The 7,428-nt window shown below is 74.9% G+C and carries 5 protein-coding genes; all 5 read left to right on the top strand.

What is annotated here, in order from left to right; all coding sequences use genetic code 11:
* A partial coding sequence (locus CHF15_RS45715) for a protein kinase domain-containing protein (RefSeq protein WP_089224472.1) occupies nucleotides 1-1,264 on the top strand: 1,264 nt, incomplete at its 5' end.
* A 121-nt stretch (nucleotides 1,265-1,385) separates the two neighbouring features.
* Nucleotides 1,386-3,248 carry a serine/threonine-protein kinase gene (locus CHF15_RS15940; RefSeq protein ID WP_089224428.1) on the top strand — a complete coding sequence of 621 codons (1,863 nt, stop codon included), beginning with the start codon at nucleotides 1,386-1,388 and terminating at the stop codon, nucleotides 3,246-3,248.
* Nucleotides 3,249-3,329: 81 nt separating this feature from the next.
* Nucleotides 3,330-5,225, top strand: coding sequence for a serine/threonine protein kinase (locus CHF15_RS15935; protein ID WP_089224427.1), 1,896 nt, complete (start codon nucleotides 3,330-3,332; stop codon nucleotides 5,223-5,225).
* Nucleotides 5,226-5,292: 67 nt separating this feature from the next.
* Complete coding sequence (locus CHF15_RS15930) at nucleotides 5,293-5,787, top strand: hypothetical protein (RefSeq protein ID WP_089224426.1); 495 nt, start codon at nucleotides 5,293-5,295, stop codon at nucleotides 5,785-5,787.
* A 24-nt stretch (nucleotides 5,788-5,811) separates the two neighbouring features.
* A complete protein-coding gene (locus CHF15_RS15925; RefSeq protein WP_089224425.1) occupies nucleotides 5,812-7,326 on the top strand; it encodes a serine/threonine-protein kinase in 1,515 nt (504 codons plus the stop codon).
* Nucleotides 7,327-7,428: the final 102 nt, after the last annotated feature.

The raw sequence follows: 7,428 nt of genomic DNA, 5'->3' as shown, positions 1-7,428 counted from the left end.
GCGGGCGATGGTGGCGGCGTTGCGGGCGGCGCACGCGGCGGGGGTGCTGCACCGGGATGTGAAGCCGGGCAATGTGCTGTTGTCGGAGTCGGGTCGGGTGGTGCTGACGGATTTCGGGATCGCGCAGGCTTCGGGGACGTCGACGTTGACGCGGACGGGTGAGTTGATCGGGTCGATCGACTTTCTGGCTCCGGAGCGGTTGACCGGTGGTGTGCCGGGGCCGGGGGCGGATCTGTGGGCGTTGGGGGCGACGTTGTTCCAGGCGGTGGAGGGGCGTTCGCCGTTTCGTCGGGACACGGCGATCGAGACGGCGTATGCGATCGCGACGGACGAGGTGCCGGTGGCGGGTCGTGCGGGGGCGTTGGGGCCGGTGATCGCGGGGTTGCTGGTGCGGGAGCCGGAGGGGCGTCTGTCGGCGGAGGAGGCAGAGCGGTTGCTGCGGGCCGGTGTCGCCGAGACCGCGACCGAGAGCGTCCCCCGCGACAGCCTCACCGTGTCGCACACCGCGCCGACCGCCGTCGTCCGGCCCCGGACACCCGCCCCGCAGCCCGAGCCGCCGCACGCGCCCACGGTCCCGTCGGGGATCGCGGCCCCGCCGGCGGCCCCCGGGCGCCGGCGTCGCACCGGCGTACGTGCGGTGGTCGCCGTGGCGCTGGCCGTCGCCCTCGCCGGCGGCGGGTTCTACGCCGCCCAGCACTTCGGCGGCTCCACCGGCACCCAGGGCGACGGGGCCGGGCCGAGCCACTCGGCGACGTCCTCGCCGCCGTCCTCCCCGTCCTCCCCGTCGCCCTCACCGTCCCCGTCGGCTCCGGGCCCCTCGCCCGTGCCGGCCGGCTACCACCTGGCCGAGGAGCCCGAGTACGGCTTCTCCGTCCCGGTGCCCGACGGGTGGACCCGTCAGGTGCAGGGCGATCAGGTCATCTACGTCGATCCGAGTGAACTGGCCGGCCTGCGGATCGGCACGCTGGACTACGCGGCGAGCGACCCCCTGGAGCACTTCGAGGAGGAGGAGCAGCAGACCATCCCCAAGCTGGACGGGTACGAGCGGCTGCGGATGCAGAGCACCCGCTGGCGTGATCGCCCGGCCGCCATATGGGAGTTCGCCTTCCAGGGCAAGGCCCGCGAATTCCGGGCCATCGACCTCGGCTTCGGGGAGCCCGGTGGACGCGAGTTCGCCGTCTACCTCTCCGCGCCGACAGCCCAATGGGGCGATTTCCGGCCGGTCTTCGACAACGCGGTGGCCGGACTCGTCGTTCACGACTAGCACACGGCGGGGCCGGGGTGGGACCACGGCCCCGAGTCAGGGATGATGGAGGTCTCCATCCCGCGGTCGCCGCATGCAGGCGATGAGGGAGCTTCATCTTCAGCGACTGCAGAGGGAATTCATGGGCCAGGCGCACGACACCGACCAGCGTCTCATCGCCGACCGGTACCGACTCGGCGCCGTCCTCGGCAAGGGCGGCATGGGCACCGTCTGGCGGGCCGTCGACGAGACGCTCGGCCGTACGGTCGCCGTGAAGGAGCTGCGCTTCCCGCACAACATCGACGAGGACGAGAAGCGCCGCCTGATCACCCGCACCCTGCGCGAGGCCAAGGCGACCGCCCGGATCCGCAACACCGGCGCGGTGACCGTCTTCGACGTCGTCGAGGAGGACGACCGGCCCTGGATCGTGATGGAGCTGGTCGAGGGCCGCTCGCTGTCGGACGCGATCCGCGAGGACGGGCCGCTCACGCCCAAGCGCGCCGCCGAGGTGGGGCTGACCGTGCTGGACGTCCTGCGGGCCGCCCACAAGGAGGGCATCCTCCACCGTGACGTGAAGCCGTCCAACGTCCTGATCGCCGACGACGGCCGCGTCGTGCTCAGCGACTTCGGCATCGCCCAGATCGACGGCGACCCGTCCGTCACCTCCACCGGCATGCTGGTCGGCGCTCCCTCGTACATCTCGCCGGAGCGGGCGCGCGGCCAGAAGCCGGGCCCGCCGGCCGACCTGTGGTCGCTGGGCGCGCTGCTGTACGCCTCGGTCGAGGGCCGGCCGCCGTACGACAAGGGCTCGGCCATCGCCACGCTCACCGCGGTCATGACCGAGTCGCTGCAGACCCCGCGCAACGCGGGCCCGCTCGCCGACGCGATCCACGGGCTGCTCAACAAGGACCCGGAGCTGCGGCTCGACGACGCGGGCGTGCGCCCGCTGCTCAAGGGTGTCGCCCACGCGCCGGACGTCCCGGTCGCGGAGGCCACGCGGACCATGCCGCTGCCGCCCTCCGACCCGCAGCCGACGCCCACCGACGCGCCCCCGGCCACCCGGGCCGCCGCGGCCGACCAGGCGGCGCTGCGGGCCGCCAAGGCGAAGCCGGAGCCCGAGGCCACCCCGGCGACCGCGTCCGCACCGGTCGCGCCGGTACCGGTGCCCGCCGCCGCCCCGGCCACCGCGCCCCGGCTGCCGCTCCTGGCGTCGATGGACGAGCGACGCCGCCGCGCGGTGCTCTTCGCGGCGATCGTGGTCGTCCTCGTGCTGCTCGGGACCGGCATCGGCATCTGGGCCGGCCAGGGCGACGACGACCCGGGCGCGCGCCAGCCCGCCAGTCCGTCCGCCCCGGCGAGCGCCAAGTCCGGTGACGACGGCGTCCAGGACGGCAAGGGCGGCGACGACAAGGGCAAGGGCAGCGAGGGCGGCGACGACAAGGGCGGCGACGACTCCGGCAAGGGGAAGGACGACGACTCCGGCAAGGGGTCGGGCAGTTCCTCCTCCGGATCCTCCGGCGGCGGCTCCGGCGGCGGGAAGGACGGCTCCACCGCCGTCCCGGCCGGCTGGACGACCTACACCGACTCCGAGGGCTTCTCGATAGCGCTGCCGAGCGGCTGGGCGGCGAACAAGGAGCGGGCCGGCAACGGCTGGGTCTTCAACGCCCGCCGCAGCCCCCGGGTACAGGTCGACTGGACCCACACCCCCGGCAAGAGCGCGGCGGACGCCTGGCGCCAGAACGAGGCCGGCGCGGCGGGCAGGTTCCCCGGTTACCAGAAGGTGGACATAAAGGACGTGGACTACCGCGGCTACCGCACCGCCGCGGACTGGACGTTCACCTACATGTCCGGCGGCACCAAGATGCGCGCCGTCAACCGGGGCTTCGTCGTGGACGACGGGCACGGCTACGCCATCCTCTTCTTCGCGCCGGACGCCGAGTGGAACAGCAAGAAGACCACGGAGATGCGCGATGCGCTCTTCAACACCTTCAAACCGGCCAAGTGACGCCGCTCGGGGACGTATCGTGAGTCATTGCGGACTGTCCGCATCCACAACGGATCGGATCTGACGCTTTGGGGAGGCGTCGTGGACGACTACGCGGGACGCGTACTGGCCGACCGCTACCGCCTGCCGCGGCCGCCCGCCGACGAGTTCGAACTGGTGGAGACCCGGGCCTGGGACACGTTCAGCAACCAGGAGGTGCTGATACGCCAGGTACTGCTGCCCGAGGTCGTCAGCGCCGAGCCCGGGCCGCACCAAGGGGACGGCGGGGACACCGCCCACCGGGCCCTCGAGGCGGCGCGGGCCGCGGCCGCGATACCCGACCACCCCCGGCTGGTGCAGGTCTTCGACATCTTCGTCGAGGACGGCAGCGTGTGGATAGTGAGCGAACTGGTCGCCGCCCGCCCGCTGGCCGCGGTCCTCGCCGACAAGCGGCTCAGCCCGTACCGCGCCGCCGAGGTGGCCTCCGACGTGCTGACCGCGCTGCGCGTGCTGCACGCGCACGGCTGGGTCCACCGCAACGTCACCGGGGGCACCGTACTGGTCTGCGACGACGGCCGGGCGATGCTCTCCGGCCTGGCCGTGGGCGCCGCCCAGGAGGCGCTGTGCGGGTACAACCCGGTGCCGGTGCCCGCCATGGCGGGGGGCGGCGAGGCGCCCGGCGGCGGCTGGGAGGGCCCGCACTCCGCGCTGGAGCTGGAACGCGCCCGGCAGGCCCGGCTCACCGTGATCGGCCCGGTCACCGAGCGGTGGGCCCCGGAGCAGGCCACCGCGGTCCACGAGAACTGGCAGCTCGCCCCGCCCGTCGGTCCGGCCGCCGACCTGTGGGCGCTGGGCTCGCTGCTCTTCCGCAGCGTCCAGGGGCATCCGCCGTTCCCGGAGGAGAACACCGCGGAACTGGTCCAGCTGGTCATAGCCGAACCGCCCGCGTACGCCGAGGAGTGCGGCCCGCTGCGGCCCGTCGTGGAGTCCCTGCTCCGCCAGGACCCCGAGGAGCGGCCCGACGCGGAGGAACTGCGCGGCTGGCTGCGCTCGCTCGTCCGGTCCGCGCCGGAGCCGGACCTGGGGCTGAGCACGGTGCCCGTGCCCGCCGACGACCCGCACAAGCTCCCCGTCGTACGGCGCCGGGGCGAACTGGTGCGCCGCCGCAAGGCCGCTGCCGCCGACCCCGTGCCCGCCCCTTCCGCGCACGGGCGGCACAAGCGCACCAAGGAGCGCACGCAGCGGTCCGCGCGCGGGCCGCGCAGCCTCGGGGTCACCCTGGTCGGGCTGGTGCTGCTGCTGATGGTCGCCGCCGTGCTCTACGCGGTGCTCTTCATGCCGCGCGGCGGGACGGGGGACGACGAGGGCGCGGCGGGCGCCACGCGGACCCTGCCCGCGCAAGTGCCCGGCGGTGACGACCGGCCGCAGTCGACGAAGCCGCGGAACACCGGGTCGCCGGCCACCAAGGCCCCGCGGAGTTCGGCCCCCGCCACGAGCGCCCCGCCGCCCACGCGGTCCACCCCCGCGGACGACGGCGCCGCCACCGGCCTCGGCGGCGACTTCCGGTTGCGCACCGATCCGGAGGGCTTCCGCCTCGCCGTCCCCAACGGCTGGCAGCGCACGGGCAGGAACGCCGACGGGCAGGTCCGCTACACCGGCGGCGACTACCAGCTGCTGGTCGTGCCCGGCCGCGACACCGTCGCCGACAAGGGCAGCGACCCGATCGTCTACCAGAACGACGAGCCGGAGCTGGCGGGCTTCCGCGCCTCCGGCTGGTCCTCGGCCTCCGGGCTGCGGCGCCTCGACATGGGCGGGATCTCCGCCGCGGAAGGCGAGTTCAGCTGGAGCGACGCCTCAGGGCGGCAGCTGTTCGCGCGCAACCTGGTGATGATCCGCGACGGCAGGTACCACGTCGTCCTGGTCGTCGGGCCGGACGGCAGGCGCGCCGACGTCAAGCGGTACTTCGAGAAGGCCGCGGAGACCTACCGCACCACCTGAGCACGGCGCCCGGACCGGAACCGCACGGTCCCGGGGCGCTGCTGGCGGCACCTGAGGCGTCCTCGCGGTGGTCGAAGGGCGCGGCAACAGCACCGGCGACGGCACCGGGGTCCCGGCCGGCTACGTGCGCGTCCACGACCCGGCGGGCTTCAGCCTCGCCGTGCCGCGCGGCCGGCAACGCCAACTGGACGGCAACCAGATCGACTACACGCCCGACGGCGGCGCCCACCGGCTGCGTGTCGGCGTCGGCCGCGCCGCGCCTGGCGTCAACCCGCACATGCACCTGCTCCAGCTGGAGAAGAGCGTGCGAGCGCTCCCCGACTACACCCGGGTGCGGCTGCACCAGAACACCTTCCGGGGCGGCGACGGATGCCTGTGGGAGTTCACCTGGACCGACTCCAAGGAGCACCCGGACCCGCGCCGTGCCGTCGACCAGGCATACGGGACGGCCGACGGCCGTGAGTACGTCCTCTGCATGGGCGCGCCGGCCGGCGACTGGGCGGCCTCCTCCGCCCGGTTCCAGGTGGCCCTGCAGACCTGGCGGCCGGAACCGGCCGGGTGACCGGCGGTGAGGCATCATGGCCCCATGAGGGGCGACGGGGGGCGGCTGGTCGCCGGGCGGTACCGGATCACGGGGCGGCTCGGGCGCGGCGGCATGGGCACGGTGTGGCGGGCCGACGACGAACTGCTCGGCCGCCGGGTGGCGGTCAAGGAGCTGCACGCCGAGGGCGACGAGGACCGCGCCCTGCGGGAGGCGCGCACGGTCGCCCGGATACGCCACCCCCATGTGATCGTCCTCTTCGACGTGGTCGAGCAGGACGGCTCCCCCTGGATCGTCATGGAGCTCGTCGACGGCCGCTCGCTCGCCGACGTCCTCGCCCAGGACGGCCCGCTGCCCCCGCGCGAGGCCGCCCGGATCGGCGCCGCCGTCACCGGTGCGTTGCGGGCCGCGCACGAACGCGGCGTGCTGCACCGGGACATCAAGCCCGGCAACGTCCTCGTCGAGCACGGCACCGGGCGGATCGTGCTGACCGACTTCGGCATCGCGCGGGTGACCGGCGCGACCACGCTGACCGAGGCCGGGGACTTCGTGGGCTCGCCCGAGTACACCGCCCCCGAGCGCATGTCCGGGCAGGCCGCGGGGCCCGCCTCCGACCTGTGGTCGGTGGGCGTGCTGCTGTGCGCGGCGGTCGTCGGGCGGTCCCCGTTCCGCCGGGACTCCCTGGGGGAGGTGCTGCACGCCGTCGTGTTCGAGGAGATCCGGCCGCCGGAGCGGACCGGGCCGCTGCTGCCGGTCGTCGAGGCCCTGTTGCGGCGCGAGCCCGAGCGGCGGCCGACCGCGCGGGAGACGGAGGAACTGCTCGCCGCGTACGCGGAGACGGGCGTGCCGCCCACCGCGGTGCCCGCGCCCGTGCCCGGCACGGAGACGGAGCGCCAGGACGCGCCGCTTCCCCGGGCCCGGCGCAGGCGGGGCCCGCTGGCGGCCGTGCTGGCCGTGGCGGTGCTGGCGGGGGCCGGCGTCGCGGCGGCCTCCCTGCTGCCGGACGGGGGTTCGACGGGCGGCGCCGCACCGGACCGGACCACCGTCACGAGCGGCGCACCCGCGCGGACCTCCCCGTCCGCCGCGTCCGCTCCGGCGGACCCCGCGTCGGCCACCCCGGCGCTCCCCGCGGGCTTCCGCACCGTCGACGACCCCGCGGGCTTCTCGCTCGCCCTGCCGGAGGGCTTCCGGCGCTCCCTCGAACCGCCGCGCATCTTCTACTACTCCGCCGGCAAGGAGTTCCGCGTCGGCATCCGCGCCCAGCGCCCCGACCCCCGCGGGCCCGAGGCGGTCATGCGGGCCCAGGACGCCGCCGGCGCGGACGCCTACCAGGGTTACCGGGACGGCTTCGTCACCCCGACCACGCAGAACGGGCACCCGGCCGCGCTGTGGCAGTTCACCTGGGACGGCTTCACGCCCGGCGTGCCGCGCCGCACCTTCGACCTGTGCTGGGAGGAGGGCGGCCGCCAGTACGACCTGTGGGTCTCCTCGCCGCTCCAGCAGGCCGAGCGGGGCCGTGACTACTTCGACACCGCCCGCGCCGCCTTCCGCGCCGGGTGAGCGCCCGCGCGGGGCGGGCGGGGCACGGGTCGCGGCGTTCCTGCCAGCTTTTGCTGGCGTAATTGTGAAAACCGGCTACTGACGGGTATGCACGCGGTGCCA

This window comes from Actinacidiphila glaucinigra (genome assembly GCF_900188405.1).
Taxonomy (GTDB): domain Bacteria; phylum Actinomycetota; class Actinomycetes; order Streptomycetales; family Streptomycetaceae; genus Actinacidiphila; species Actinacidiphila glaucinigra.
This window is presented reverse-complemented; position numbering and strand designations above follow the sequence as displayed.

What these genes read in the sequence shown, in the direction of transcription:
- CHF15_RS15940 (WP_089224428.1), top strand. Translation starts at nt 1,386, where the DNA reads ATGGGCCAGGCGCACGACACCGACCAGCGTCTCATCGCCGACCGGTAC.
- CHF15_RS15925 (WP_089224425.1), top strand. Translation starts at nt 5,812, where the DNA reads ATGAGGGGCGACGGGGGGCGGCTGGTCGCCGGGCGGTACCGGATCACG.